This window comes from Actinophytocola sp. (genome assembly GCF_036378875.1).
Classification (GTDB): Bacteria; Actinomycetota; Actinomycetes; order Mycobacteriales; family Pseudonocardiaceae; genus Actinophytocola.
In genome coordinates this window covers 16,794-40,470 of sequence record NZ_DASUVO010000075.1, presented here as the reverse complement: position 1 = coordinate 40,470, position 23,677 = coordinate 16,794, and the positions used below count along the sequence as shown (strand labels likewise).

The window sequence follows — 23,677 nt, the reverse complement described above, 5'->3', positions numbered from 1 at the left end:
GGTACGGAGAGTGATCAAGGGGGAAAACCGGACAATCTCTTGACTCGTGAAACAAGGACCGGTCAACTCGGACGTGGGTGATCACTACGACGAGGAGATCCCATGTCCTACCTCCGCAGGGTCGCGTTGGTGCTCGGCTTGGCTTTGGTCGTTGTGCTGGGGTTGTCTCCCGTGCCGGGCGGGGCGTCCGGGCCGCCCGGGCACTGGGTGGGCACGTGGGCGGCGTCCGCTTCCGGCACCGTGCCGAAACTCGACACCGGCTACGCGGACCGCACCATCAGGAACGTCGTGCACACCAGCGTCGGCGGCACGCGGGTGCGGGTCGGTCTGACCAATGTGCTCGGCACCGCGCCGGTCGTGATGGGTGCGGTGACGGTCGCGGTCGCCGTGCGGGCGGGTACGCCGGACGCCGTGCCGGGAACGGTGCGCCCACTCACCTTCGGCGGCTCGCCGTCGATCAGCATCCCCGCCGGGGGTGAGGTGCGGAGCGACCCGGTTTCCCTTGCCGTGCCAGAAGACGGGGACCTGCTGGTGAGCGTGTTCACCCCGCTGCCGTCCGGACCGGTGACCTACCACCAGGTGGCCAACCAGACCTCGTTCCTGAGCACGGCAGGCGACCACGCCGCCGAGGAGTCGGGCACCGCCTTCACCGAGGCGATCACCTTCTGGCCGTACGTCAGCAGTGTGGACGTGCAGGGGCGTGCGGACGGGTCAGTGGTCGTGCTCGGCGACTCGATCACCGACGGGAACAACTCGACCCGCGACGCCGGTCACCGCTGGCCGGACTACCTCGCGGACCGGCTGATCGCCCGGCCTGGGCCGACCCGCCTCGGTGTGCTGAACGCGGGTATCAGCTCGAACCGGTTGCTCACCAACACCTGGAACCCGAACGCACTGTCCAGGTTGGACCGGGACGTGCTGGCCGAGACCGGGGCGCGGTCGGTGGTTGTGCTATTGGGCATCAACGACATCGGCGGCCAGCCCCAGCACCGCGACCCCGCACCGATCATCGCGGCGTTGGGGCAGGTGGCGGCCCAGGTGAAGGCGAGCGGGCTGCGTGTCGTCGGCGGCACACTGACGCCGTTCGGCGGGTCGAGCAACTACACCGAGGAACTGGAGGGCGTGCGGCTCGCGGTCAACGACTTCGTCCGGCACGGCGGGGCGTTCGACGAGGTGGCCGACTTCGACGCCGCGCTGCGCGACCCGGCCGACCCGCACCGGCTGCGGGCCGAGTACGACTCGGGTGACCACCTGCACCCGAAGGACGCCGGATACGCGGCGATGGCGGCCGCCGTGCGCCTCGACCGCCTCGGCGGGCGCCCGGCCCGTGACTGGGTGGGCACCTGGCAGACCGCCATGGCCCAGCGGACCACCGAACAGGGCCTGCCGAACCACTCGATCCGCAACGTGGTGCACACCAGCGTCGGCGGCCGGGCGGCCCGCGTCCGGCTGTCCAATGTGTACGGCACGGCGCCGGTGTTGATGGGCCGGGTGACGCTGGCGGTCGCTGCCGCACCGGACGCCCCGGACGCCGTCGCCGGCACGATGCGGGAGGTGACCTTCGGCGGCGCGCCGTCGATCACCGTGCCGGTGGGCGCCGAAGTGTTGAGCGACCCGGTTTCCCTTGCGGTGCCGGCGGACCGCGACCTACTCGTGACCGTGTTCACGCCGGAGCCGTCCGGGCCGGTGACCGTGCACCCCCGGGCGTACCAGACGTCGTTCCTCACCGCGGACGGCGACCACGCCGCTGACGAGCAGGGCGCCGCGTTCACGCAGCAGAGCACGGCGTGGCACTACCTGACGGCCGTGGAGGTCCACGCCCCGTCCGTGCGCGGCGCGGTGGTCACCTTCGGCGACTCCATCACCGACGGCGACAAGTCGACCGTGAACGCGAACCTGCGGTGGCCGGACGTCCTCGCGGACCGCCTGGCCGCCCAGCCGGGGCCGACGAGGCTGAGCGTGCTCAACAGCGGCATCAGCGGCAACCGGATCCTGGACAGCAGCACGGGCATCGGCGGCCCGAACGCGTTCGCCCGCCTGTCCAGGGACATGCTGACACCCACCGGCGCGCGCACCGTGATCTTCCTGGAGGGCATCAACGACATCGGCAACCTCGCGCACCCCGATCCCGCGGTGCTGAACGCCGCGTTGACGCAGATCGCCGCACAGGCGCACGCACGGGGACTGCGGATCATCGGCGCCACCATCACCCCGTTCAAGGGCTGGCGCTCCTACAACGAGGAACGGGAGAGCGTGCGCCAGGCGGTGAACGACTTCATCCGCACCAGCGGCGTGTTCGACGCGGTCATCGACTTCGACGCGGTGGTCCGCGATCCGGCCGACCCACAACAGATCCGCGCGGAGTACGACTCGGGCGACCACCTGCACCCGTCGAACGCCGGCTACCGAGCCATGGGCGAAGCGGTCGACCTGCGTGTGCTCTAGACGGATTACGTTGACCGGCTCGCGCAGCCGCGCCGGTAGGCCGCCCACCGCGAAGGACGCGTTGGGGACATGGTTGGTGTCCTGAAAGACGCGATGGGGACGTTCAACGACATGAGCGCGTCTTTCGGGACATTGCCCGTGGTGTGAACGCGCCATTCGTGCGCGGCCAGCGCAACGTGAGCGGTGTGGTGAAGGACGCCTTCCTCGCATGGCCGCCGGCCGAAGACGCGACCGCCCCTGACTACGCGCGGGTTCGGCCGCTTCGCGCCCGAACCCGCGCAGCGGGGCCACCGCCGCACCGCAAGCCACCAAGGCCATCAGTGGATCTGGGGTCAGCGCCATGAAAGCGCCGTTCACCACACCGGTTGGGTGGTGAACGCGTCTTTCACAGCGCGAACAGCGAGGGCCCGCGAACCTTCGCGGTCACAGCACCCCCACCCGGTCCTCGTTCTCGGCGAGGAAGGCGTTGGCAATCTGCTGGTCGCTCGAGCTGCCCGGAGCACCAAGGGAGAGTCGGTGACCGGATTGTCCGACTCTCTCAGGTGCGTGCCAGTATTCTCGGGGTCACGATGTCGTTGTCCGGAAGGGATGTCCGTGTTCAAGAGAATGCTTTCCGCCTTCGGTGTCGGCGGGCCGTCCGTCGACACCGTGCTTGACTCGTCCTCCGCACGTGCCGGTGAGGTGCTGCGCGGACGGGTCAGCATCCAGGGCGGGTCGAAGGACGTCGTCGTCATCGACCAGGTCGTGCTCTCGCTCGTGACGCGGGTCGAGGTCGAGCACGCCGGTGGGGAGGCCGGTGGGATCGGCGAGTTCCACCGCGTCGTCGTCCAGCGGGACGTCCGGGTGGCCGCCAACGCGCGCCTGGACATCCCCTTCCAGCTGTCGCTGCCGTGGGAGACACCGGTCACCACGGTTGGCGACGTCCACCTGCCCGGCGTGACCGTCGGGGTGCGCACCGAGCTGGTGATCAAGGGCGCACCCGACAAGGGCGACCTCGACCCGGTCGCGGTCCGCCCGCTGCGGTCGCAGGACGCGGTGCTGGAAGCGTTCGGGGAACTGGGCGCCACCTTCCGCTCGGCGGACGTCGAGGTCGGCCGGATCGTCGGGGTGCCGCAGGAGCTCGGCTTCTACCAGGAGATCGAGTTCTTCCCGCCGCCCCAGTTCGCCGGCCGGCTCAACCAGGTCGAGCTCACCTTCGTGGCCAGCCACCGGGACCTGTGGGTCGTGCTGGAGGCCGACAAGCGCGGCGGTCTCTTCCGCGCGGGCGGCGACTCGTTCGGCCGCTTCCACATGACCCACGAGGACGCGGAGCGCGCCGACTGGACGTCCCTGCTCGGCGAGTGGCTGGCACGCACCGCGGAACGCGCCTCCCACGGAAACCCCGCCTTCGGACACCAGAAGCACGGCCACCACGGCCACCGCGGCTCCGGCATGGGCGGCATGATGGGCGCCGCCGCCGCGGGCCTGGTCGGCGGCATGATCCTGGGCGACATGATGGACGGCGAACTCTTCGACGGCGGCGAGGAGGAATAACCGCCCGGAGTTTCCTTCGCGGGCGGGTGTCGCCCGCCCGCGAACCGGGCCCGGCCCCGCCGGGGCGCGTCCGCGCCCCGGCTCGGCGAAACGATCGGCCGATCCAAGCTGGACGCCCCTGGACGCGCTGACACGGCACCGCGTTCACAGCGCTCAACGAGCCCTGCGCGCCTTCACACCAGCGCCAGTGTGGCGAACGCGCCTTTCACAGGCGGTCGGCCTGCCGGCGCTTCCCGCCTCCGGTGGCATGAAGACTCAATGCGCTCGAAATGCCCCTTCGGGCATCGATACTCACCCCGCTCGGGTGGTTCTTCGCTAGGCCGAGTGTGTTTCTTGGACACAGTCGGTAATGTCGAGGGCGGCCGGGGGTTGGGAGCGCGCGGTGACGAGCACATCGAAACTCGTGGAAGGTGACCGGCTACAGCGCTTTCTCTTCGCGTTGCGGAGAACCCCCATCCCGACCGCGCCTTCGCCGCACGACGGGTATCAGGAGGCGCTCGGGCTGAACCTTCTCGCGCTCGGGTTGCGCCTGGCGCATGTGGACCGGATGAGTGAGTCGCTGACCCTCGCCGACTCCACGCACATGGCTCGCACGGTCAGTATCGACATCAACATGAACGTGCTCACCGCCGAGCAGAAGTGGGCCCTGCGCACGGACCCGGGCGTCGAGCGGCCGAAGTCCGTGTGGCTGCCCGTGTCGCGGCAGTCCCGCACGGACCAGGCCTCGTTCGTGGTGCGGGACAGTGCGGGCAACGTCGTGCCGCGCACCACGCAGGTCGAGACCGCGCGGGCACTCGTCCACGGACTGTGCCGTGCCTTTCGCATGTTCCTCACCTCGGACCGGCGGACCGAGGACTCCAAGGAGCTCCTGCACGGCATCCGCCATAGTTTCAACCGGTCCCGCTGGCTCGTCGAGGCCACGATCGCCGCGTTGGTGACCGGTGGGTGGCCGCGGGTCGGCGCGTTGCCGCCGCCGGCCGCGGACAGTGGGCGGCCGACGGACTCCGAGATCATCCGCGACAAGGCCGCCGACGCCGTCACCCAACTGTTCGCGCCGGACAGTCCGTTCCTGCGGCTGCTCGACATCGCCGCGTCCGAGTACCTGCTGGTCGTGGAGATGCCGACGCACAAGGCGCAGGCGTTCGTCCAGTACGAGGCGCCGGTCATCCCCGCACGGTCGAAACACCTCGGCCCCCGCAACGTGCTCGCGCGCTGGATGAGTTTCCGGCACGAGTTCACCGTCCGGTACGCCACGCTCATCCCGAGGGCCGTCAACTCCTACCACGTGACCGCCGAGGTGCCGCCGGAGATCCAGGTCCGCCGGTTCTTCCTCACCACCGACGTCGACTCGCCCGCGCTGCACTCGCTCGTCGCGGACATGCGCGCGGTGGCGGACAACTACGCCAGCCTCCAGCAGGTGGCGCCGAAGCTTCTCGAACTGGAGCTGCAGGGCATCGCCAGCCGGCTCGCGGAGTTCGGCCGGCGGCGCCAGCGCGACCTCGAGTCGTTCCGCGCGTACATAGAGGAACGCTACGCGACGTTCGCGAGCCGGTCGCCGCGTTTCCCGACGCGGCACGACACCACCACACCCACCGGCGACACCGGACTCGGCCTCGACCAGCCGATCGTCACGAGGCTGGAACGGTTCGCCAACCTGTACGAGGCCGACTACTTCCGCAAGCTGGCCGACGGGCTCATGCCGCCGGATGCCCTGCGCCGGCTGGCGGCGGAGCTCGAGGCCACCCAGGTGGACCAGGACATCCACACCGACAACGACCCGAGGGAGAACGCGGGCCACGCGCAGTGGCACCGGCGTCCGTTCGGTGGTGACCCCGGTTCGGTCGAGCCGGTCACCTCCACCGTCTACATGGCACTGGTCGACGAGCCGCCGTCGCTCGCCTCCAACGTGTCCAAGCTGTTGCTGGCCGTGCTCATCCTGGTCGTCGGTTTCGGCGTGGTGATGGAACCCGAGCTCTTCTCGGGCATCCCCATGCTGAGCGGCCTCGGCGCGTGGTTCCGGCCCGCGGTCGCCGACGACGTCCCGATCTCGTCGGCGGACGCCATCGTCACCATGCTGCTGCTGGTGCCCGGTCTGCTGCTGTCGCGGTTGGAGATCCCGTCGAACAAGACGGTGCTCGGCCAGCTGCGGCTGTTTCCTCGGTACGTCGCGTACGCCTCGGTGATCATCGCCGGCGCGCTCGCACTGCTCGTCGCGTCCGGCCGGTCGGAGAAGCTGGACCGCCCGTTCCAGGTCGGGATGAGCGCGTTGGTCCTACTGTTCCTACTCGTTGGGTTGGACGGCATGGGCAAGGCGGTGAAGCGCAGACGCCGCGTGCCGGTCAACCGGGTCAGCCCGATCTGGCTGGTGCAGGAGATCCGACGGCGCCCGGTGCGGCGCTGGAAACGCTGCCGTGCCGAGTTCTCCACGATCGGCATCGAGGACGGCAACGGTGGCTTCGATGGCTAGCCCCGGTTTGCGCCACCCCACGCTGGCCGCGGTAGCCGCCCGCGCCGCGACCGCCGGCAGCCCTTCGGTGCTGTTCGACATCACCCACGACGGGCCGGAAACCGGTTTGCCGGCGGTGGAGCTCGTCCCTCCGACGGCACCGGACCGGACCGCGGCCGAGACGCTCGCCTTCCACGTCGCCGGGGTCGGCTTCCAGGTGCACACCTGGATCCCCGTCACCCCGAGCAAGCAGCAGGACGGCGTCACGACCAGCCGGATCGCGGTGCGCCGGCACGAGACCAACGGACACGCGCGCGGGATGTTCGCCGGCAGCGTCGTGATCAACCCCGACTTCCTGTACGACGCCGACCACAGCGTCGAGATCCTGGTCACGCTCGGCCACGAGCCGTGGCGGCCGACCTACGCCGACTCACTGATGATCACATTGGCGTACCAGGGGATGACGGCGGCGGCCGCCGCCGACCACGGCGCACCCGTGCTGTTCCTGCAGTCGCCGGTGGCGCCGTTCCGCGATCCCGGCCGACAGTTCCGAGTGGACGGCTCCGGCGAGGCGCCCAGGCTCGCCAACGGGATGGCGCTGCGCATGCTCGTCGGGCTGGAGCAGGACAACCACGGCAAGCGGATCGCGTTGATGTGCGCGCTGGCCGGGCTCGCCGCCGAGAACGGGTTCGGGCTGCAGGTGGCCGACCGCCGGCTCGGACGGGTCCGCGGCGAGTGGTGGTCGGTACTGGCACCCGATCCGAAGCGGTACGCGGCGCGGAAGGCCGAGCTGTTCGGCTGGGCCCCTGACTCCGTCCCGCCGGCGGTGCAGCTGCTCACGTTCGTCGGCCCGGCCCGGCTCGGCTCGTCGGCGGCGATCGCGTCGGACCTGCTGTCCCGCAACGTCGGGATGCTCGCCGTGTCCGAGTCCTCCATGCAGGAGATCGCGTTCATCAACATGGTGGTGCCGCTCGCACCGGCGCGGATCGGCCGGGCCAGGCTGTCGAGCACGACGCTGTCGATCGCCGACGGTCTCGGTCAGACGGCGAGCGAGTGCGGTCTGACCCGCCGTACCGGCGTGCGGGCGAAGAGCCGGGTCACCGACTCCGCGGCCACCGACTACCGCGTCCTGCGCACGGGTCCGATGCGCCCGCCCATCAAGGAAGCCACGGTCGACCACCCGCTCTGGCTGTCGTGGGGCATGCCGCTGTCCGACGCGCTGCGCCGCGTGGACGTGGCCGAACTGGTGGTGACGCAGCTGCGTGCCGCCACCGACCGGGTGGCGGCCGCGCGGATCGACTACTACCGGGCCCGCGTGCTGGCGGACGGGCACGTGACCGGGCGCGCGAAGATCGCGGTGTCCCTCGTGGACGGCCTGTCGGAGACGGACGTCCCCCGGCTGCTGAGCGAGCTGTGCGCGTGGGCGCAGCGCGAGTCGGTGGCCCGTCTTCTCGACGACGACCTGCCGCTGGGCGCCGTCCGCGTGCGCCTCGCGTGGCGGGAACGCTGGCTGGGCCACACCGGCACGGTCGCGTGACTCACGGCTCGTAGGGCTTCGCGTCCTCCCACAGGTGCTCCGCCTCGGCACGGAAGTGCCCGTACTCCCCGGCGCCCGCGGGCAGCACGAACTTCAGGTCCCTGCGCTCCTGGTAGGAGTAGTACTGGACGAACAACGCGTCGTCGGTGACGACCGTGCCCATCGCGACCGGGTGGCTCGTCAGGCGCACCGACAGGTCGCCGCCCGTCGCTTCCTTCAGCTCCGTCAGCAGCTGCAGCGCCTGCCGCACCCGTCCGGCGATGACCTCCGCCGTACGTCCCGGACGGCGGTTGGCGACCAGCTCCACCGCCGGGCTGTCCGGGTCGACGCACAGGAAACGGATCCGGTGACCTGCCTGCAGCTTCTCCTCGAACCGCCGGTATTTGCCGTGCACCATGATGTTCCTGGCGACACCCGTGACGTACAGGTCGGTCGCCTCGTCGATCGCCTCGTCGTGCTCCGGCCCGAACTCGTCGCTGAACGTCGGCCGCCGTGCCCGTGCCGCGGCGGCCGACGGGGACAGCGGCCATTCCGCGCCGGCCTCCCACAACCGCTCCGCCTCGTCGATGAAGTGCTGGTACCACCCGCCGTCGCCGGGTTCCAGCGTGAACATCGGCGACGCCTCGCCCTTCGGGCGGAACTCGTAGTGCTGGACACACACGAGCCCGCGTGGGCCCTTCGTGTCGAGGCAGTTGAACCCGGCGGACGGGATGACCGAGGACACCCGGATCTCCAAACGGCCACCGATGCGTTCGCGGGTGGCGGTCAGGTCGTCGAGCGTCGTCATGATCCGGGCGCGGAGCTTGCCCGGCCCGAAGGTGTCGGCGACGAGCCGTTCCGCCGTCTCGATGAGCGACTCGTCGGTCGGATCCAGGACGAGCACCCGGATCCGGCCGCCGGCGGCGAGGATCCCGGGTAGCTCGGGTCGCATGCCGTGCACGGTCCGCGACATCGCCAGCCCGACGAGGAGAAGGTCGTGCACCTGCGAGCGGCGGGGAATCAGGTCGGGCGGGAACTCCCGGGAGAACAGGGCCGCGGCGCCGCCGCGGCCCTCGTTGCGGATCTGTTCCATCAGCCGTCGCGACCGGATCTGTGAGAAGGCCAGCAGGGCCAGCAGCGCCACCACGACCGCGGAGGTCGTCTTCGCGTCGGAGATGCCGGTGATCCCGAGCACCGTGAACACCATCGCCACGGTGCCGAGCAGGTACAGGTCGAGGTTGTCGTCGTTGACCACGCGCACCAGCGCCCGCCTGACCCGTCCCTGCCCGTTCGCCATTCCCCAGCTCCTCAGTTCCGGCTACGCCTCGCAGACTGTGACGCAGTCTTGCAGGGTCACCGTTCCCTGTGTGTCGGCGAGAACACCGCCGACCGGATCGGACAGGCCGACGAGGAACCGCTCCACCAGGGCCGCGTCGCCGTCGCTCGTCACCCGCACCTCGACCGTCGCGGTCTGCGCGCCCTGCGGGAACGTCAGCCGCCCGCGGGTACGTACGTAGTCGACGCCGCCCGTCGCGGTGTCGTCCGCGGTCTCGTAGTCCACCGTGACCGGTTGGGTGGCCGGCTTGTTCAGGCGGACCGTGACCACCGCGGTGGCGGGGATGCCCGGCGCCAGGTTCCCCACCGTCACGTCGTCGACGGAGATGCGTGGGGTGTCGTCGTCGGCGATCGTGACGGTGCCCGTGCCGTCGCCGATCGTCGCGTTCACCGGGTTCGACAGCGTGACGCCGATGGTCTCGTCCGGTTCCGGCGCGGTGTCCCCGACGATCGGCACCTGCGCCGGGTTGGTGGTGCCGAGTGGCGGGAACGTCCACGTGATCTCGATCGGTTGGTAGTCGACGCCCGGAGTGGCCGTGCCGCCAACGGTTGCCATGGTCACCGTCACCGGCCGGGTGGACGGCCGGTCGAGACGGACGAGCACGTTCGCGTTGCCGGTCTCGGCAGCGGTGACGTCCTGGACGGAGATCTGCGGCGGCGGGTCGTTGTCCACGATCGTGACCGTGCCGCCTGCTGGCGCCACGGTCGCGCCGAACACCGTGACGCCGATGGTCTCGTTCTGCTCGTCGACGGCGTCGTCGAGCAGCTGCACGGTCACCGTGACCGTCGTGGACTGCGGGCTGAACGTCCTTGTCACGGTGACGGTCTGGTAGTCGAGGCCCGCGTCCGCCGTGCCGCCGTTCGTGGTGACGGTCACGGTGAGGGCCTGGGCCAGCTTGCGGTTGAGCGCAACGGTGACGGTCGCGGTGGTGCCTTCGGCGGCCGAGACACCCGGCACGGTCAGCGTCGGCACCGACTGCCATGCCGGCCCGCTACCGGCAAGCGTGGAGAACATCGTCTGGCCGGAACCGTTGGGGTTCATGACCCACATGTCCCACACGCCGCCACCGCCGGCCCGGCGGAACGCGATCTTCTTGCCGTCCGGGGACCACTCCGGTTCGTAGTCCGGGACCGGGTCGTTGGTGAGCCGGGTTTCCGCGCTCCCGTCCGCGTTCATCGAGTAGATCATGCTGTGACCGTCCCGCCACGTGCCGAACGCGAGCTTCGTGCCGTCGGGGGACCAGGACGGTGTCTGGTCCAGTTCGGGATGGTCGGTCAGCCTCGTCAGTCCGGTGCCGTCGGCGTTGATCCGGTAGATGTCGGTGTTTGCGCCCGCGTGCATGCTGAACGCGATGCTCGTGCCGGTCGGCGACCAGTCCGGGCGGCTGACGAAGTTGGCGGTGGCGAGGATGTGCTGTTTGTTCGTGCCGTCCGCGTTCATGACCGAGATCGTGTTCTGTCCCGTGACGTAGACGATGCGCCCGCCGTCCGGGGACCATTCCGGGTCCGTGTGCACGCCGGCGGGTCCCGTGAGCCGCACCTGGTTCGTGCCGTCGGCGTTCATCGTGTAGACGTTGAGGCTGTCGGGATCCCTGGTGCTGCTGAACGCGATCCTGCCGGTGCTCGGGGACCACGCCGGGGCGAAGTTGTCGCCCGGCGTGCTGGTGAGCTGCCGCAGGTCCGAGCCGTCGGGGTTCGTCGAGTAGATCTCGTCGCCGGCCTGGAACAGGGAGAAGGCGATGCGCCCGTTCGCGCCGGTCTGCGTCGCCGAGGCCTGCTGGGGAACGAGGACCATCGCGGTGAGGGTGACCACGGCGAGTGCCGTGGTCCTGGTTCTGAGTGACATCCGTCGACGGTAGGAACGCGGGCGTACCAGCCGCATCGGTGACGACTGCCCAGATAAACCGACTCAGCTACCTAGGCCGGGCCCGAATCCACATCAGACCCCCTGCCAGGGCCACTGTGGACGATCAGAGCCGGGACTGGAGGGCGTCCGCGGCCGCCAGCAGGTCCGCGGCCCAGCGGGCGCCCGGCCGGCGGCCCATGCGGTCGATGGGCCCGGACACCGAAACCGCCGCCACCACGGCGCCGCTCGCGTCGCGGACGGGGGCGGAGACGCTTGCCACGCCTGGTTCCCGCTCGGCGACGCTCTGCGCCCAGCCGCGCCTGCGCACCTCGAGCAACGCGCGCTCGCCGAAGACCGCGTCCGCCAGCAGCGCGCGCTGGGTCGTCGGATCGGTCCACGCCGCAAGGACCTTCGCCCCGGAGCCGGCCGTCATCGGGAGGCGGGCGCCGACGGGAACGGTGTCGCGCAGGCCACTCGGCGGTTCCGCGGTGGAGATGCAGACGCGGTGCACGCCGTCGCGGCGGTAGAGCTGGACGCTCTCGCCCGTGCGGTCGCGCAGACGGGGTAGAACGGAGCTCGCCGCGTCGAGTAAAGGATCGACGGCACCGCCCGCCAACTCGGCCAGCGCGGCGCCCGGCCGCCACCGTCCGTCGCTTCCCCTGCGCAGCAAGCGATGCACTTCGAGGCCCACCGCGAGCCGGTGCGCGGTCGCGCGGGGGAGGCCGGTGCGCGTGCACAGCTCGGCCAGCCCACAGGGCTCCTTCGCCACTGCCTGAAGCACGGCCATTGCCTTGTCCAGTACACCGATGCCGCTATGCTGTCCCACGTCTCGATATTATGTTCCCGCTATATGGGATGTCCAGTATTTCAGATCGTGGGAACCCGAACTGCCGAAGCAGGTGGGTGAGAAGGCATGGGAAAGACACTTGCCGAGAAGGTATGGGATCAACACGTCGTCCGGCGGGGGTCAGGCGCCGAGCCGGATCTCCTCTACATCGACCTCCACCTCATCCATGAGGTGACGAGCCCGCAGGCGTTTGATGGTCTACGACTCGCGGGCCGCCCGGTGCGCCGCCCCGACCTCACCATCGCCACGGAGGACCACAACGTCCCGACGATCGACATCGAGCTGCCGATCGCGGACCCCGTGTCCCGCACACAGGTCGAGACGCTCCGCAAGAACTGCGCGGAGTTCGGCGTCCGCCTGCACCCGATGGGCGACGCGGAACAGGGCATCGTGCACGTCGTCGGACCGCAGCTCGGTCTGACACAGCCCGGGATGACGGTGGTGTGCGGCGACAGCCACACCTCGACGCACGGCGCGTTCGGCGCGCTCGCGTTCGGCATCGGCACCTCCGAGGTGGAGCACGTGCTCGCCACGCAGACACTGCCGTTGCGTCCCTTCAAGACGATGGCGATCAACGTCGACGGCGAGCTGTCGGCCGGCGTGACGGCGAAGGACGTCATCCTGGCGGTCATCGCGAAGATCGGCACCGGCGGCGGACAGGGGTACGTGCTGGAGTACCGCGGCGCGGCCATCGAGAAGCTGTCGATGGAGGCGCGGATGACCATCTGCAACATGTCCATCGAGGCCGGCGCCCGCGCCGGCATGATCGCCCCCGACGAGACCACCTTCGCCTACCTGAAGGGCCGTCCGCACGCCCCGGTCGGTGAGTCGTGGGACGGTGCGGTCGAGTCGTGGCTGGCGTTGCGCACCGACGACGACGCCACGTTCGACGCCGAGGTGCGCATCGACGCGTCCGCGCTGACGCCGTACGTGACGTGGGGCACGAACCCCGGCCAGGGTTTGCCGCTGTCCGAACGCGTTCCCGACCCCGAGCAGATCGGTGACGAGAACGAGCGTGCCGCCGCCGAGAAGGCACTCGCCTACATGGACCTGACGCCGGGCACGCCGCTGCGTGACATACACGTCGACACGGTGTTCCTCGGTTCATGCACCAACGGCCGGATCGAGGACCTCAGGGCCGCAGCCGACGTGTTGCGGGGCCACAAGGTGGCCGACGGGGTCCGGATGCTCGTGGTCCCCGGTTCGATGAAGGTCAAGGTGGCGGCCGAGGCCGAGGGCCTGCACCAGGTGTTCCTCGACGCCGGCGCGGAATGGCGGCAGGCCGGCTGCTCCATGTGCCTCGGCATGAACCCCGACCAGCTCAAGCCGGGGGAGCGCAGTGCGTCCACATCGAACCGCAACTTCGAGGGCCGGCAGGGCAAGGGCGGGCGGACCCACCTGGTCTCGCCGCTCGTCGCCGCGGCCACGGCGGTGCGCGGCACCCTCTCCTCTCCAGAAGACCTGCTCGTCGGGGCGGGTTCCAACACCGGCGACCTGGCCGGAAAGGGGCACTGACGATGGAACCGTTCACCACCCACACCGGGGTCGGCGTGCCTCTGCGCAGGTCCAACGTGGACACCGACCAGATCATCCCCGCCGTGTACCTCAAGCGGGTGAGTCGAACCGGGTTCGAGGACGGACTGTTCGCGGCCTGGCGTGCCGACGACCAGTTCGTGCTGAACCTGGCACCCTTCCGGGGTGGCAGCGTCCTGGTCGCAGGCCCGGACTTCGGCACCGGGTCCTCCCGGGAGCACGCCGTCTGGGCGCTGTCCGACTACGGCTTCCGGGTGGTCGTCTCGTCCCGGTTCGCGGACATCTTCCGTGGCAACGCGGGCAAGGCGGGCCTGCTGGCGGCCGAGTGCACCCAGTCGGACGTCGAGCTCCTGTGGAAGCTCCTGGAAGCCGAGCCGGGCACCGAGGTGACCGTCGACCTCCGGGACAAGACCGTGCGTGCCAAGGACTTCTCGGCGCCGTTCCAGATCGACGACTACACCCGTTGGCGGCTGCTGGAGGGGCTCGACGACATCGCTCTCACCCTCCGGCACGAGGACGCGATCGGGTCTTTCGAGGAGTCAAGGGAACCCTGGAAGCCAACTACTACTACACTCTCCTCCTGAGGCCGTCGAAAGAGCGTCCACGCAACAAAATCCGACCCCCTTCGTAGGGAAAATGGGCGAGTCGCGTGGAAAAATTGCCGAGTTAGGCATACGGTGGCCAAGAAGTCGGCCGGTTTGGCCGAGAACGAAGTGTGGTCAACGGAGGACTGAAGGGTGAACAAGGCCCAACTCATCGAGGCGCTCTCTGACCGTCTCGGCGACAAGAAGGCCGCAGGCGCTGCGGTCGATGGTCTCGTCGATGTGATCGTCCGCACGGTCAACAAGGGCGAGAAGGTGAACATCACCGGCTTCGGTGTGTTCGAGAAGCGTGCCCGTGCCGCTCGCACCGCGCGCAACCCGCGCACGGGTGAGACGGTGAAGGTCAAGAAGACCAACGTGCCCGCGTTCCGTGCCGGCACCACCTTCAAGGACGTGGTGAGCGGCGCGAAGAAGCTGCCGAAGGTGGCGGCCCCGAAGAAGACGGCGGCGGCGTCGGCCACCCGTGGCACCGCGGCGACCACGCGGACCGCGGCTGCGCGCCCGACCTCGCGCGCCACGGCCACCACGACGCGCAGCACGCGCACCACGGCCGCGAAGCCGGCCACCACGCGCACGACCGCCGCCAAGACGACGGCGGCCAAGGCCACCCCGGCCAAGGCCACCACCGCCAAGAAGGCGGCTACCCCGGCCAAGGCGACGACCGCGAAGCGGACGACCGCCGCCAAGGCCACCACGGCCGCCAAGGCGACGCCGGCGAAGAAGACGACGACCGCCGCCAAGCGGACCACGGCCGCGAAGAAGAAGTAGCTCAAGGCAGTACACGGAAGGCCGCCACCCAGCCAGGGTGGCGGCCTTCCGGCATGTTGGGACCGGACACACAGGACATCTGAGCCGGCCGTTTATTCACGTCCCGGCGCCCGCGCCGGTTCACGAGAATCGCCGGACGGCCACGAACGGGCTGCCAACCGGATGGCCCCGGATGGCATCGAGCTGGACTGACCGGGCCCGAACAAACCCCGAGTCCGGTTTTCCGCGTCGAGGGCCGCATATCGGTTTGGGCACGCGGCCGGAATGGCACGTGGGCGCTCCCGACCTCCCAAGGGCACGCCCCGGGACGGCCCCGTTCGAGCCGTCGAGTGTCCTGAGTGGCGTTTTCGGGGGCTTCCGATGAACCGACCGTACGGGCGTTTCAACGCCTCTGTGCCGTCCTGCCGGGCGCCGAGCGCTCCCGTGTCCCGGCGAAGCCGCCGCGGCGCGGGAACGGCCCGAATGGGCCCGTTTCCGGGCCTCCGGTGAGGGCGGCCCGATCCACCCCGCCGCAACAGGTTCCGACCGGTCCGGCCACGGAGAAACGGGGCGCCGAGATCCCTTGGCATGCGGCGATCTTGGGGCCGGCCACATCGGACACACGTGCGAATCGCCTACCCGGCAGTGGGTTCAGGGGACCGCGACGTAGTCCCCGGCCACCAACTCCGTACCCGAGAAGAACAGGGCCCACACGCTGCCCTTCTTGGCCTCCACCCGCTTCGTCAGCTCCACCCCGGAGTGGTTCGCCAGGCGCGACACCAGGTCCGGGATCACCCCGCCCTGACTGCACAGCAGCGGCACCCCGCCCTGCGCCACGATCTCGAGCGCCCGGCGGAGGGTGGCCTCTTCCATGCCCGCGTAGGACTTCTCCGCCAGCAGCTCCTCCTCGAGCACTTTCTCCCCGAGGTCGTCCGCCACCGGCTGCACCGTCTTCACACAACGCACGAGCGGCGCCGAGTACACCCGGTCCACGCCGTACACCGATGCCAGCCTGCGGATCGGGGGCACCTGCTTCTCACCGTTGTGGGACAGGGGGCGCAGCTCGTCCACGTCGGTCCACTCCGCTCTGCTGCCCGCCTTCGCGTGCCGCACCACCACCAGTGTCGTGAGCGCGACCGGCAGTGCCGTGAGCGCCGCGAGCACCGTGCGGTCGTGGTCGTAGGTCAGCAGTGCTTCCGCGGACGTCACCGGCAGCCAACGCATCGAGTCCACCTCGTCGGAGGGGACGAACGAACCCGACAGGTACTTCGCGGCGAAGTAGTCCACCACCTTGCGGTCCGCCCGGACCCGGTAGCGAGTTCTGCCGAGGTAACGGCCCAGCGCCACTCGTGCGCCCGTCTCCTCGTGCACCTCCCGCCACGCCGCGAGGCGGGCGGACTCGTCGCGATCCAGCTTTCCCTTCGGCAGGCTCCAGTCGTCGTAGCGCTGGCGGTGCACCACCGCCACCTCCACGACACCATCGTGTTCCCGCCACACCACGGCGCCGGCCGCGGCGATCTCCCGGCTAGCCAACCGCACGGTGGCCAAGGAGCATCTGGGTCTGGTGGTCGCGCACCGACGAACCGTCCGCCGGGGACGCCGCCCAGTCGCCGTTCTGCTCGAGCACCCAGCACCGCGTCTGCGGGTCCAGCGCCGACGAGAAGATGGCGTTCAGCTGTGCGGTCAGCTTCGGGTCGGTGATGCGCACCTGGACCTCCACGCGGCGGTCGAGGTTGCGGTGCATCATGTCCGCGCTGCCGATCCAGTGCTCGTCAGACCCGACGAAGTGGAACAGCCTTGAGTGCTCCAGGAACCGGCCGAGGATCGACCGCACCTGGATGTTCTCCGACAGCTCCGCGATGCCCGGCTTCAGCGCGCAGATCCCCCGCACCACGATGTCCACCGGAACACCGGCCTGCGAGGCCCGGTACAACGCGTCGATCACCTGCTCGTCGACGAGACTGTTTATCTTCATCCGGACGCCGGCCGCGCGCCCGGCACGCAGGTGCTCGATCTCCCGCTCGATCATCTCGACGATGCCGCGCCGGATCCCGTACGGCGCCACCATCAACGAGCGGTACTCGTCCTGCCGCGCGTAGCCGGTCAGCACGTTGAACAGGTCCGTGAGGTCCGCGCCGATCGCCGGTTCCGCGGTCAGCAGGCCGACGTCCTCGTACAGGCGCGCGGTCTTCGGGTTGTAGTTGCCGGTGCCGATGTGGCAGTAGCGCCGGATCACCGACCCCTCCTGCCGCACCACGAGCGCGGTCTTGCAGTGGGTCTTCAGCCCCACCATGCCGTACACCACGTGCACGCCCGCCTTCTCCAGCGTCCGCGCCCACTTGATGTTGGCCTGCTCGTCGAACCGCGCCTTGATCTCCACCAGCGCCACGACCTGCTTGCCGGCCTCCGCCGCGTCGATCAGCGCGTCCACGATCGGGGAGTCACCGGAGGTGCGGTACAGCGTCTGTTTGATGGCCAGCACCTTCGGGTCGGCTGCCGCCTGCTCGATGAACCGCTGCACACTCGTGGAGAACGAGTCGTACGGGTGGTGCACGAGCACGTCGCCCTCGCGCAGGGTCGCGAACACGCTCTTGGGCGTCTCCCGCTCACCGAACGCCGGATGCGTCGCCGGCACGAACGGCGTGTCCTTCAGGTCGGTGCGGTCCACCGCGATCAGCTGCCACAGGCAGGACAGGTCGAGCAACCCCGGCACCACCACCACGTCGTGCGGGTCGACCTCCAACTCCCGCAGCAACAGCTCCATCATGTGCTCGCTCATGTCGTCGGCGACCTCGAGCCGCACGGGCGGGCCGAACCGGCGCTGCGCCAGCTCTCGCTCCAGTGCCTTCAGCAGGTCCTCGTCCTGGTCCTCCTCGACCTCGAGGTCGGCGTTGCGGGTGACGCGGAACGCGTGCACCTCCGTCACCTGCATGCCGGTGAACAGGTTGTCCCGGTGCGCCGCGATCAGCTCCTCCAGCGGGAGGAACAAGGCACTGCGGTCGTTTCGCTGGTTGTTGATCGGCACCAGGCGGGACACGTTGTCCGGCACCTTCACACGGGCGAACCGCTCACCACCGCCGTTCGGGTCGCGCACGGTGACCGCGAGGTTCAGCGACAGCCCCGAGATGTAGGGGAACGGGTGCGCGGGATCGACCGCGAGTGGCGTGAGCACCGGGAAGATCTGCTCGTTGAAGTACTTCGAGAGCCGTCCCCGCTGGTCGTCGTCGAGTTCGGACCACCGCGCGATGCGGATGTCGTGCTCGGCGAGAGCCGGCCGCAGACGCTTCTCCCACGCGGCCGCGTGTTGTTCGACCAGCTCCTGGTTGCGCTTGGAGATGTAGGCCAACTGTTCGCGCGGGGTCAGGCCGTCGGCGCTGCGCACGGACAGGCCGGTCTCGTCGCGGCGTTTCAACCCGGCGACGCGGACCATGTAGAACTCGTCGAGGTTCGAGGCGAAGATCGCGAGGAACTTCGCGCGCTCGAGCAGCGGCTGCGATTCGTCCTCGGCCAGCGCGAGCACTCTCGCGTTGAAGTCCAGCCAGGACAGTTCCCGGTTGAAGTACCGATCGTCGGGCAGGTCGGTGACGGCGGCCGACTGTGTCACCGCGGGCGGGGAGGACGGCACCGCTCGTGGCTCCGGCACCTGATCGGACGACTCGGGTGCTGTGGTTGTCTCCGGGCTGTTCTCAGGGCGCGTGTCGGTGCTCACGGCCCCATTGTCCAGCATATTTACGCTATTGGGCGAACGAGCTGGTGAACTTTCGCAGGCCCAGGCCAGCCGCCACCGCGAGATCGTCCTTTGTGTCCACATCGCAACGCAGCGAAGCCAGTGCGGCGCCGACCCGGACCGCGCCACTGGCCGCGTGCGCGTCCGAGGACCCCGGCCCGAAACGCGGATCGAGTGGACGTTCGGGAGCGGCCAGCAGCAGCGTGGTGCCCGTGCCCGGCCGGTCCGCGCAGTACGCCCGTCGCCCGGCGGCTTCCGCGATCGCGGCGGACAGCTCGGTGGGACGCAGCGCCGGCAGGTCGGCCTGGAGCGCGCCGACGGTGCCGCCCGGCTCGAGTAAACGCTCCGCCCCGAAGGCGAGGGCCGCGTTCAACCCCGGCAGCCCTCGCTCGTCGACACACTCGACCCCCGTGCCGGCGAGCGCGTCCGGGATCCGCTTGTCCTCACAGACCACGAGCACCCGACGCACCCCGTCCGCGCCGGCGGCCGCGGTCACCGTGTCGAGGAGCAGGGCCAGCACGAGCTCGGGATGCTCACTCGCCGGCACGGCACCACGCAGCCGCGTCTTCGCCCTGTCCAGCATCTTGATCGGGACGACCAGGTCAACTCCACGCTCCACACGACCATCGTGCAGGACTTCGAAGCCGGGCGCCGCTGCCGGGGCATACTCTTGCGAAACGCCTGAGGAGGAGGACTGGTGCCGGCGCGACTGGAGAAGAGCGGGTTCTGGGTGTTGGTGACGGCGATGATCTTCTATCCCATCGCCTGGCTCGGCAGGACCAGGGTCAACGGCGCGGAGAACATCCGGCGCGAAGGCGGCGTCCTGCTGGTGATGAACCACATCTCCCACATCGACCCGCCCGTCGACGCGGTGTTCGTGCACCGCAACGGCCGGGTGCCCCGGTTCCTCGCCAAGGACAGCCTGTTCCGCATGCCGGTGTTCAAGTACCTGATCGGCGGCGCCGGCAGCATCCCGGTGTACCGGGGGAGCGCCAGCGCGGGTGAAAGTCTCGTTGCCGCCACCGAGGCGCTGCGCAACGGCAAGCTCGTGGTGATTTACCCGGAGGGCACCATCACCAGGGACCCCGACGGCTGGCCGATGCGGTCGCGGACCGGCGTCGCGCGGCTCGCGCTCGACTGCCTGGCCGATGGCGTGCCCGTGGTCACCGTCGCCCGGTGGGGGACCAGGGACATCCTCAACGGCTACACGAAGAAGTTCCGGCCGTTCCCGCGCAAGAAGATCACCTTCGAGGTGTCCGAGCCGGTCGACCTGTCCGAGTTCAAGGGTCGGGAGGTCAACAACGAGCTGCTGCGCGAGGTGACCGACTTGCTCATGGGCCGCGTGCGTGACCAGCTCGCCGGGCTCCGCGACGAGCCGGCGCCTTCGGGTTTCTACGTGCCGTCCGCCAAGAAGAAGAAGTAGATGCGGTTCGCGGTCTTCGGTGCCGGCTCGTGGGGCACCACGTTCGCCAAGGTGCTCGCCGACGCGGGCACGGACGTCGTGCTGTGGTCACGGCGCCGCGAGGTGGCCGAGGCCATCGAGCAGCGGCGCGAGAACCCGGACTACCTGCCGGGCGTGCCACTGCCGGTCAACCTCACGTCCACTTCGGACCCCAGGGTGGCGCTGGACGGTGCCACCGACGTGGTGCTGGCCGTGCCCAGCCAGAGCCTGCGGCACAACCTCACCGCGTGGCGCGGCCTGATCGACCCGTCGTCCACGCTGATCAGCCTCGCGAAGGGCGTCGAGCTGGGCACGCTCAAGCGGATGAGCGAGGTCGTCGTCGAGGTGATGGGCGTGCCAGAGCACCAGGTCGCCGTGGTGTCGGGTCCGAACCTCGCCAAGGAGATCGCCGCCGAGCAGCCCACCGCCTCCGTCATCGCGTGCACGGACCACGACCGGGCTGTCGCGGTGCAGAAGGCGTGCACCACCGGGTACTTCCGGCCCTACACCAACACCGACGTCGTCGGCTGCGAGCTGGGTGGCGCGTGCAAGAACGTGATCGCGCTGTCCTGTGGGATGGCCGCCGGACTTGGCTTCGGTGACAACACCCTCGCGACACTCATCACCCGAGGGCTCGCGGAGACCGCCAGGCTCGGCGCGACACTGGGCGCGGACCCGATGACGTTCGCCGGGCTGGCCGGGCTGGGCGACCTGGTGGCGACGTGCTCCTCACCGCTGTCCCGCAACCGGTCCTTCGGCGAGCGCCTCGGCCGCGGCGAGACCGTGGCACGGGCCCAGGCCGCCGCGCACGGCCAGGTCGCGGAGGGCGTCAAGTCGTGCTCCTCCATCCGCGAACTGGCCATGCGCCACGGCGTCGAGATGCCCATCACGGAGGTCGTACACCGCGTCTGCCACGACGGCTTCGACCCCCGCGAGATGGCCGGCGAACTGATCGGCCGCAAAACCAAACCGGAACGTTGAATCAGGACGTGAGCGAGCCCGACATGATCGGATCACTGGTCGGCTGCGGTGAACCGCCGTCAGGCTCGATCGTGACCGCGACCGCGCCCGCGTCGCTGAGGCCACTCACCGCCAGAACCGCGTTGCCGTTGTTCGGCTCAAGGAAGCCCATTGAGCGGGGATTGCCATCGGCGATCGTCCAGACCTGATATGTCTTGCCCGCTGGTGCGCTCGCCAGGTCCTCGCTGAACAGCATCATCCGGTCCTGCGACGAGGACACCGCCACGTTCACGCTGCCGCCGTCGGGGTTCGCCATCGGCACCAACTTGGCGTCGTCCGCGCTCAGGATCTGCTCCATCTGCGCGATCTGTGCCTGGGTGTCGTCGATCTGCTGGTTCTGCTGGAAGACGACCACGCCGAGCCCGGCCGCCGCGACGAAGAACACCGCCGCCGCCACCGTGGACAGCCGCGTGGCGAGGGAACGGCGCCGCAGTGGCACCGGCTCCGTCACCGGTGGCGCCTGGCGCGTGGCCCGGATCTCGTCCATCACCCGTGCCTTCAGCGCGGGCGGTGGGGGAGCGGAAGCCGCGAGCGCGAGCCGGGACGCGGTCTCCTGCAGCTCCATGACCTCCTGGGCGCACGAGTCACACTCGGCGAGGTGGCGCTCGAACTCCATCCGCTCGACGCCCGACACGGCGTCGAGCGCGTACGCCCCCGTCAACGCGTGGATGTCAGCAGTAGTCATCAGGCCACTCCCAAGCAGTCGCGCAGCCGGATGAGCCCGTCCCGCAGTCGAGTCTTGATCGTTCCCAGTGGTGTGCTCAGCAGCTCGCCCACCTCACGGTACGTCCGTCCGCCGTAGTACGCGAGGACCACCGACTCTCGCTGCAGGTCGGTGAGGGTGCCGAGGCACCTGCGCACCTGTTCCTGTTCCAGCCGCGTGGTGACCTGCTCGGACACCTCGTCGAACGGCCGGCTGGTCTCGCGCCGCCCGACCATGTCGTCCCGGTCGGCGGCGGCCTGCGCGGACCGCACGCGGTCGACGGCCCGGCGGTGTGCCAGCGTCATGGCCCAGGTCGTCGCGCTGCCGCGTTCCGGCGAGTACTTGGCCGCCGACCGCCACAGCTCGACCATCACCTCCTGGACGACCTCCTCGGACTGCGCCGGATCACGCACGATTCGCCGCACCAGTCCGAAGATCGGGCCGACGAGCAGGTCGTACAGCTGCGAGAACGCGGCTTCGTCGCCGCGGGCGACCCGCGCGATGAGGTCCGGGCCCAGTTCGTTCACGGGGGTTTCGGCACGCGTGGACCGCAACCGTCGGGCCCAATCGCCCATGACCACATCTCCCATGGCAGTGCTTCGGAGCCGACGACACCCCGGATTGCCGGCGATTGCGGGGTAGAGGATCCCACGGGTTGGACGCGTTTGTGGCCGGATGGGAAAAATGGTTTCCTTTGCCCTGTGTTGATGCGCGTGCCGAACCTTCGACGGGGCTATCTCCAGCTCCGTCGAGTCGCTAGCGCGCTGTGTCACTCTCGGTGAGTTTCCTGCTACCAGCCCTGCAGCTCCCGAGAAAGTCAACACGCCCATGTTCGCTGTGCCTGCCAACACCATCGCGTCCGCGTCCGTCGCGCCCACCGTTCACCCCGCTCTGATCTCCCGTGCCTATGCGGCCGACCGTTCCCGGTGGGCGCGCCTGCTCCGTTACGACCCCGACGAGCGGTTCGCCACTCGCGTCGACTACACGGATGGGCAGGAGATCTGGCTCATGAGTTGGCTCCCCGGGCAGGAAACCGACGTGCACGACCACGGCGTCGCCATTGGTGGGTTCACGATCGTGTCCGGCACGCTCACCGAGCACGTGCTGCACCGGGGCACCGCGCTTTCCCTGACAGCGGGACAGTCCCGGGTGTTCGGTCCCGGCTACGCGCACCGGGTCCGCAACGACGGCCCGGACCCGGCGATCAGCATCCACGTCTACCGGTCGGCGCGGGCAATGCGGGTTATTGCGGCCCAGCCTGAGGAGCTCGCCGGCTGACGTACTCCGGCAGTTCCACGTGCTCCGGCAGGTGCTCGCACGCTTCCGGCGTGCCCCAGTTCCGGACCAACGGCAGCACGCCTGCCCAGTTCGCGCCGATCCGTTCAGGTGTCAGGTCCTCCGGCTCCTCACCGGGCCCACCCGTGCGGATCTTCACGGCCGCCTCCGTGAGGTCGAGCGCGAGCACGGCGGTCTTCGCGAACTCCTGCGGGCTCGGGCCGCGGGCGTGGTCCCACGCACCGGGTGCGAGGTGTTCGGTGATCACGTGCAGGGCGTGCAGCTTCGCGTCCGGGTCGGTCACCTGCCGGGCCACGCCGTGGATCGTGGCGGAGCGGTAGTTCACCGAGTGGTGGAACACCGCGCGGCTGTAGATCACGCCGTCGAGCAGCGTCACGTTCACACACACCTCCGCGCCCGCACCGGCCCGTAGGCTCGCCGCGCCGGTCGAGCCGTGCACGTACAGCGTGTTGTCCTCGTATCCGTAGCCGGTCGGGAGCACCCGCGGCGTGCCGTCGTCCGCGACGTAGGCGAGATGGCAGATGAGCCCGGCGTCGAGCACCCGCGCGAGCGCGGCCCGGTCGGTCACGGCCCTCTTCTTGCCGCGTTGGACGGTGCTGCGCGGCGTCGGCGAAAGACTCATATGACCACCCTCGCTCGC

19 protein-coding genes are annotated in these 23,677 nt (G+C 69.7%); 10 read left to right on the top strand and 9 right to left on the bottom strand.

Annotated features, from left to right (window positions below):
* Window positions 1-102: 102 nt before the first annotated feature.
* From VF106_RS21515 to VF106_RS21500, 4 genes are all read left to right on the top strand, one after another.
* Window positions 103-2,445 (top strand): SGNH/GDSL hydrolase family protein, encoded by a 2,343-nt coding sequence (locus VF106_RS21515; RefSeq protein ID WP_330841570.1) that lies wholly within the window; start codon window positions 103-105, stop codon window positions 2,443-2,445.
* A 594-nt stretch (window positions 2,446-3,039) separates the two neighbouring features.
* The gene (locus tag VF106_RS21510) at window positions 3,040-3,978 is read left to right on the top strand and encodes a sporulation protein (RefSeq protein ID WP_330841569.1); all 939 of its coding nucleotides are present in this window, start codon (window positions 3,040-3,042) and stop codon (window positions 3,976-3,978) included.
* Between the two features lie 382 nt (window positions 3,979-4,360).
* Window positions 4,361-6,445, top strand: coding sequence for a hypothetical protein (locus VF106_RS21505; protein WP_330841568.1), 2,085 nt, complete (start codon window positions 4,361-4,363; stop codon window positions 6,443-6,445).
* Window positions 6,438-7,961 (top strand): hypothetical protein, encoded by a 1,524-nt coding sequence (locus VF106_RS21500; protein WP_330841567.1) that lies wholly within the window; start codon window positions 6,438-6,440, stop codon window positions 7,959-7,961. The genes VF106_RS21505 and VF106_RS21500 overlap by 8 nt, the downstream gene beginning before the upstream one ends.
* Before the next feature lies 1 nt (window position 7,962).
* On the opposite strand, the gene VF106_RS21495 is transcribed toward VF106_RS21500, so the two are convergent.
* The 3 genes from VF106_RS21495 to VF106_RS21485 all read right to left on the bottom strand — a co-directional run bounded on the left by VF106_RS21495 (window position 7,963) and on the right by VF106_RS21485 (window position 11,947).
* Window positions 7,963-9,237 (bottom strand): DUF5919 domain-containing protein, encoded by a 1,275-nt coding sequence (locus VF106_RS21495; protein ID WP_330841566.1) that lies wholly within the window; start codon window positions 9,235-9,237, stop codon window positions 7,963-7,965.
* Window positions 9,238-9,258: 21 nt separating this feature from the next.
* Complete coding sequence (locus VF106_RS21490; protein ID WP_330841565.1) at window positions 9,259-11,121, bottom strand: Calx-beta domain-containing protein; 1,863 nt, start codon at window positions 11,119-11,121, stop codon at window positions 9,259-9,261.
* Between the two features lie 124 nt (window positions 11,122-11,245).
* Window positions 11,246-11,947, bottom strand: coding sequence for an IclR family transcriptional regulator (locus VF106_RS21485; RefSeq protein ID WP_330841564.1), 702 nt, complete (start codon window positions 11,945-11,947; stop codon window positions 11,246-11,248).
* Window positions 11,948-12,034: 87 nt separating this feature from the next.
* Between VF106_RS21485 and leuC the strand changes: the two genes are divergently transcribed.
* The 3 genes from leuC (at window position 12,035) to VF106_RS21470 (ending at window position 14,871) form a co-directional block, all read left to right on the top strand.
* Window positions 12,035-13,483, top strand: coding sequence for a 3-isopropylmalate dehydratase large subunit (gene leuC, locus VF106_RS21480; RefSeq protein WP_330841563.1), 1,449 nt, complete (start codon window positions 12,035-12,037; stop codon window positions 13,481-13,483).
* A gap of 2 nt (window positions 13,484-13,485) precedes the next feature.
* On the top strand, window positions 13,486-14,085 hold the full coding sequence (leuD, locus tag VF106_RS21475) for a 3-isopropylmalate dehydratase small subunit (RefSeq protein WP_330841562.1): 600 nt from the start codon (window positions 13,486-13,488) through the stop codon (window positions 14,083-14,085).
* A gap of 153 nt (window positions 14,086-14,238) precedes the next feature.
* Window positions 14,239-14,871 carry an HU family DNA-binding protein gene (locus VF106_RS21470; protein WP_330841561.1) on the top strand — a complete coding sequence of 211 codons (633 nt, stop codon included), beginning with the start codon at window positions 14,239-14,241 and terminating at the stop codon, window positions 14,869-14,871.
* Between the two features lie 630 nt (window positions 14,872-15,501).
* On the opposite strand, the gene VF106_RS21465 is transcribed toward VF106_RS21470, so the two are convergent.
* From VF106_RS21465 to cofC, 3 genes are read right to left on the bottom strand one after another with little or no spacing between them, the layout of a single operon-like run.
* Window positions 15,502-16,389, bottom strand: coding sequence for an NUDIX hydrolase (locus VF106_RS21465; protein ID WP_330841560.1), 888 nt, complete (start codon window positions 16,387-16,389; stop codon window positions 15,502-15,504).
* Window positions 16,376-18,577: an RNA degradosome polyphosphate kinase gene (locus VF106_RS21460; protein WP_330841559.1), complete on the bottom strand. Its 2,202-nt coding sequence runs from the start codon at window positions 18,575-18,577 to the stop codon at window positions 16,376-16,378. The genes VF106_RS21465 and VF106_RS21460 overlap by 14 nt, the downstream gene beginning before the upstream one ends.
* A gap of 7 nt (window positions 18,578-18,584) precedes the next feature.
* Window positions 18,585-19,160 carry a 2-phospho-L-lactate guanylyltransferase gene (cofC, locus tag VF106_RS21455; RefSeq protein ID WP_414639040.1) on the bottom strand — a complete coding sequence of 192 codons (576 nt, stop codon included), beginning with the start codon at window positions 19,158-19,160 and terminating at the stop codon, window positions 18,585-18,587.
* Between the two features lie 162 nt (window positions 19,161-19,322).
* Between cofC and VF106_RS21450 the strand changes: the two genes are divergently transcribed.
* Entirely contained in the window at window positions 19,323-20,000 is a 678-nt protein-coding gene (locus VF106_RS21450; protein ID WP_330841671.1) for a lysophospholipid acyltransferase family protein, read from the top strand.
* Window positions 20,001-20,999: an NAD(P)H-dependent glycerol-3-phosphate dehydrogenase gene (locus tag VF106_RS21445; RefSeq protein WP_330841557.1), complete on the top strand. Its 999-nt coding sequence runs from the start codon at window positions 20,001-20,003 to the stop codon at window positions 20,997-20,999.
* A gap of 1 nt (window position 21,000) precedes the next feature.
* Here the strand turns inward: VF106_RS21445 and VF106_RS21440 are convergent, their stop codons facing one another.
* Window positions 21,001-21,723 (bottom strand): anti-sigma factor, encoded by a 723-nt coding sequence (locus VF106_RS21440; RefSeq protein ID WP_330841556.1) that lies wholly within the window; start codon window positions 21,721-21,723, stop codon window positions 21,001-21,003.
* Window positions 21,723-22,316: an ECF RNA polymerase sigma factor SigK gene (locus VF106_RS21435; RefSeq protein WP_330841555.1), complete on the bottom strand. Its 594-nt coding sequence runs from the start codon at window positions 22,314-22,316 to the stop codon at window positions 21,723-21,725. Before VF106_RS21435 ends, VF106_RS21440 begins: the two co-directional genes overlap by 1 nt.
* 253 nt (window positions 22,317-22,569) lie before the next feature.
* Between VF106_RS21435 and VF106_RS21430 the strand changes: the two genes are divergently transcribed.
* Window positions 22,570-23,019, top strand: a complete 450-nt coding sequence (locus tag VF106_RS21430; RefSeq protein WP_330841554.1) for a cysteine dioxygenase — start codon at window positions 22,570-22,572, stop codon at window positions 23,017-23,019.
* Here VF106_RS21430 and VF106_RS21425 read toward each other — a convergent pair.
* Complete coding sequence (locus VF106_RS21425; RefSeq protein WP_330841553.1) at window positions 22,985-23,659, bottom strand: pyridoxamine 5'-phosphate oxidase family protein; 675 nt, start codon at window positions 23,657-23,659, stop codon at window positions 22,985-22,987. The two genes, VF106_RS21430 and VF106_RS21425, sit on opposite strands and share 35 nt — an antisense overlap.
* Window positions 23,660-23,677 lie beyond the last annotated feature (18 nt).

Excerpts from the sequence above, each read along its gene's own strand:
- VF106_RS21425 (WP_330841553.1), bottom strand. The coding sequence starts at position 23,659 with ATGAGTCTTTCGCCGACGCCGCGCAGCACCGTCCAACGCGGCAAGAAG.
- VF106_RS21430 (WP_330841554.1), top strand. The coding sequence starts at position 22,570 with ATGTTCGCTGTGCCTGCCAACACCATCGCGTCCGCGTCCGTCGCGCCC.
- VF106_RS21450 (WP_330841671.1), top strand. The coding sequence starts at position 19,323 with ATGATCTTCTATCCCATCGCCTGGCTCGGCAGGACCAGGGTCAACGGC.
- leuC (WP_330841563.1), top strand. The coding sequence starts at position 12,035 with ATGGGAAAGACACTTGCCGAGAAGGTATGGGATCAACACGTCGTCCGG.
- cofC (WP_414639040.1), bottom strand. The coding sequence starts at position 19,160 with ATGCTGGACAGGGCGAAGACGCGGCTGCGTGGTGCCGTGCCGGCGAGT.
- VF106_RS21515 (WP_330841570.1), top strand. The coding sequence starts at position 103 with ATGTCCTACCTCCGCAGGGTCGCGTTGGTGCTCGGCTTGGCTTTGGTC.
- VF106_RS21435 (WP_330841555.1), bottom strand. The coding sequence starts at position 22,316 with ATGGGCGATTGGGCCCGACGGTTGCGGTCCACGCGTGCCGAAACCCCC.
- VF106_RS21440 (WP_330841556.1), bottom strand. The coding sequence starts at position 21,723 with ATGACTACTGCTGACATCCACGCGTTGACGGGGGCGTACGCGCTCGAC.
- VF106_RS21490 (WP_330841565.1), bottom strand. The coding sequence starts at position 11,121 with ATGTCACTCAGAACCAGGACCACGGCACTCGCCGTGGTCACCCTCACC.
- VF106_RS21495 (WP_330841566.1), bottom strand. The coding sequence starts at position 9,237 with ATGGCGAACGGGCAGGGACGGGTCAGGCGGGCGCTGGTGCGCGTGGTC.
- VF106_RS21460 (WP_330841559.1), bottom strand. The coding sequence starts at position 18,577 with ATGCTGGACAATGGGGCCGTGAGCACCGACACGCGCCCTGAGAACAGC.
- leuD (WP_330841562.1), top strand. The coding sequence starts at position 13,486 with ATGGAACCGTTCACCACCCACACCGGGGTCGGCGTGCCTCTGCGCAGG.
- VF106_RS21500 (WP_330841567.1), top strand. The coding sequence starts at position 6,438 with ATGGCTAGCCCCGGTTTGCGCCACCCCACGCTGGCCGCGGTAGCCGCC.
- VF106_RS21445 (WP_330841557.1), top strand. The coding sequence starts at position 20,001 with ATGCGGTTCGCGGTCTTCGGTGCCGGCTCGTGGGGCACCACGTTCGCC.